Source organism: Salinivibrio sp. MA427 (assembly GCF_001996115.1).
GTDB lineage: Bacteria > Pseudomonadota > Gammaproteobacteria > Enterobacterales > Vibrionaceae > Salinivibrio > Salinivibrio costicola.
The window spans coordinates 1-2,747 of the sequence record NZ_MUFH01000310.1 but is presented as its reverse complement, the minus strand read 5'-3'; the positions used below and the strand labels follow the sequence as shown (position 1 = coordinate 2,747).

The 2,747-nt window shown below is 46.6% G+C and carries 4 protein-coding genes; 2 read left to right on the top strand and 2 right to left on the bottom strand.

What is annotated here, in order from left to right:
* Both BZG79_RS13750 and BZG79_RS13745 read right to left on the bottom strand, forming a co-directional pair.
* Nucleotides 1–274 (bottom strand): response regulator (locus BZG79_RS13750; RefSeq protein WP_199877897.1); only part of this gene is annotated, 274 nt, incomplete at its 3' end.
* 169 nt (nucleotides 275–443) lie between these two features.
* A complete protein-coding gene (locus BZG79_RS13745; protein WP_025744354.1) occupies nucleotides 444–650 on the bottom strand; it encodes a cold-shock protein in 207 nt (68 codons plus the stop codon).
* 584 nt (nucleotides 651–1,234) lie between these two features.
* Here BZG79_RS13745 and BZG79_RS13740 point away from each other — a divergent pair.
* Together BZG79_RS13740 and BZG79_RS13735 are read left to right on the top strand one after the other, a co-directional pair.
* A complete protein-coding gene (locus tag BZG79_RS13740; protein WP_021024036.1) occupies nucleotides 1,235–2,188 on the top strand; it encodes a slipin family protein in 954 nt (317 codons plus the stop codon).
* A 9-nt stretch (nucleotides 2,189–2,197) separates the two neighbouring features.
* Nucleotides 2,198–2,689, top strand: coding sequence for an NfeD family protein (locus tag BZG79_RS13735; protein WP_021024037.1), 492 nt, complete (start codon nucleotides 2,198–2,200; stop codon nucleotides 2,687–2,689).
* Nucleotides 2,690–2,747: the final 58 nt, after the last annotated feature.

The following is a 2,747-nucleotide window of genomic DNA, read 5'->3' as shown; positions in this document are numbered from 1 at the left end:
CTTTAGAAGCGTTTGCGGTCAGAATAATGATGGGTGTGTCGTGGCGTAGATGATAGCGGCCACTTCGCATGAGACGCAACATTTCTAAACCATCGATAGGATCCATTTGTAAATCGGTAATGATAAGGCTCGGCTCGTCATGATAGGCGCGAGATATCGCCTCGGCGCCGTCTGCTGCGGTGATCACTGATTTAATACCGAGTGCCTGTGCCATTAATCCAATCGTGTCTCGGATCATCTCATGATCGTCGACAATCAAGCACGGAGATAGCATACGTCCTCCTGACAATATGATGTACTCACAGCCTAGTGGATAGCAACAAGAGCGTCTACTCGCATAGGGGCTGAATGCGATATCAATGTAGCTTAGTGTCATAACTTTAAATGACAGGTATAAAAAAAGGCGCTCTGATGAGCGCCTTTCTTCTTAAATTTGGTTTGGCTTACAGGCGAACGACGTTCGCAGCCTGTGGGCCTTTTTGACCTTGCTCGATATCGAACTCAACCTGCTGGCCTTCTGCTAGTGTGCGGAAGCCTTCACCAACGATAGCACGGAAGTGAACGAATACGTCTGGACCGTTCTCTTGCTGAATAAAACCGAAACCTTTTTCTTCGTTAAACCACTTAACGGAACCATTAGCTTTGGACATGGTGTCTCCTGAATATATTAACTAGGTGTTGCAGTGACGCGAGTGCCGTTAATCGACTCTATGGGCAAATGTAGCGAATATCTTCAGGACAACTAACTTTCCAGCCTAACGGTGGGGTGTTTCGATGTATCTATATTCAATTGCTGCATAAATTTCCGATTATTAAAGCTCAAAAACAGCTTCAACAGGACTACGCGTTGTTTGCGCGTTAGTTTGCTCATTTTCTGACACTATATGTCAAGGTGTCAACGGTAATGAGCACCGCCAACCAACACGGTTGAACAGCTCTAAGAGTACACCCAAAAAAAGATAAGGTAAAATCCTTTTTTCAATGATATGGCCATCGTTGCGACAGGCTTTTACAAAAGTGGGATCACGCTCAGGGAGTCATGTCGTTCAATCGAGATAAAAAGAGGGGAAAAAGCGATCTGAGTGAGACGAGTGTCAAATTTACCATCGTTATCTGTCTTTCTACACTGACATTGGCGTATGCTTAAACTTCAGGCATGCAAGCGTTGTCGTCATGTCTGAGTCATTGTCACCCTCTATCAGCGTCGTGTTAACGACAGTCATAGGATCCCTTAATGGATAACGTTTTTTTTGAAATATCGAGTTTTATTGGCGTATGGATAGTACTGGCGATCTTAGTGATTGTCGTACTGCGCAGTGCCATTACGTTTGTGCCACAAAATACTGCCTATGTGGTTGAAAGGTTTGGTAAGTACTATAAAACAATGGAAGCTGGGCTCAACGTCATTGTTCCCTTTATCGACCGTGTGGCGTATACACGGACTTTGAAAGAACAAGCCTATGATGTGCCTAGTCAGTCTGCGATTACGCGTGACAACATTTCGTTGGGTGTGGACGGTGTACTCTATATCAAAGTGCTTGATCCCTTTAAAGCCTGCTATGGCGTGAATGATTATGTCTATTCCGTCACGCAACTTGCGCAAACCACCATGCGTAGTGAAGTAGGTAAAATGGAGCTGGATAAAACGTTTGAAGAACGTGAAAGCTTGAACATTGCCATTGTCTCGGCCATCAACGAAGCGGCTCAGCCTTGGGGTGTACAAGTGCTTCGTTACGAGATAAAAGATATTGATCCTCCACGGTCGGTGCTCGAAGCAATGGAGCGTCAGATGAAGGCCGAACGTGAGAAACGTGCCGTGATCCTTGAGTCTGAAGGGGCTCGTCAATCAGATATTAACGTGGCAGAGGGTCAGAAGCAGTCACGGGTTTTAGCGGCAGAAGCGGAAAAAGCGGAACAAATTCTGAATGCGGAGGGTGAAGCGCAAGCCATTCTAGCCGTCGCTCAAGCTCAAGCCGAAGCGCTTGAAATTGTCGGGACACGAGCTATCACCGAAGAAGGTCAAAAAGCGATTCAGCTTGATTTAGCAGAGAAAGCAATTCGCGCGAAACAAGCAATTGCCAAAGAGTCGTCGGTCGTCTTGTTGCCTGATTCGGGCACGGGAGCTGCGAACGTGGTTGCAGAAGCGATGACCATCATTGAATCGCTTAACAAAACAAAAAGCAGTTAGGGTAAATACGTGAGTCACTATCTTGCAGAGTTAACTATTATCATTGGTCTGCTGTTGTTAGCTGCTGAAGTTTGGCTGCTCGGTTTGTCAACGATTGTCTTATTAGCAACCGGGTGTGCTGCGGTTTTAGTTGGGTTACTGGCCATGATTGGGGTCTTGCCCGAAACCGTGACCGCATTGTTTAGTGGTACTGGCATCGGCGCAGGATTACTTACCTTAGCGCTGTGGCGACCGCTTAAACGGTTACAGCATAAAGAACGTAGTCCGGACAATCGTCATAGTGACTTTATTGGACTGACCTTCGCTCTGACTTCACCATTAAGTCGCGAACAACTGTCGTCGGCCAAGTACTCTGGAGTGACATGGCAATTGCAACTGAGTGCTAACGCAGGGGATATTATCCTGCAGCCTGGTGAGCAAGTGAAAGTGATCGGTGTGGATGTAGGCCGGTTTACTGTTGAGCCCGTTTTATCATCAACTGAGGGTGAAGCAGAAAATTGAGGATTAAAATCGGACGCGCTGAAACGTAAGCGCAGCGCCAATAAAGCGTGGCCATAAC

Bases quoted from the DNA above. Each gene is read 5' to 3' on its own strand.
- BZG79_RS13745 (WP_025744354.1), bottom strand. From the start codon at position 650: ATGTCCAAAGCTAATGGTTCCGTTAAGTGGTTTAACGAAGAAAAAGGT.
- BZG79_RS13740 (WP_021024036.1), top strand. From the start codon at position 1,235: ATGGATAACGTTTTTTTTGAAATATCGAGTTTTATTGGCGTATGGATA.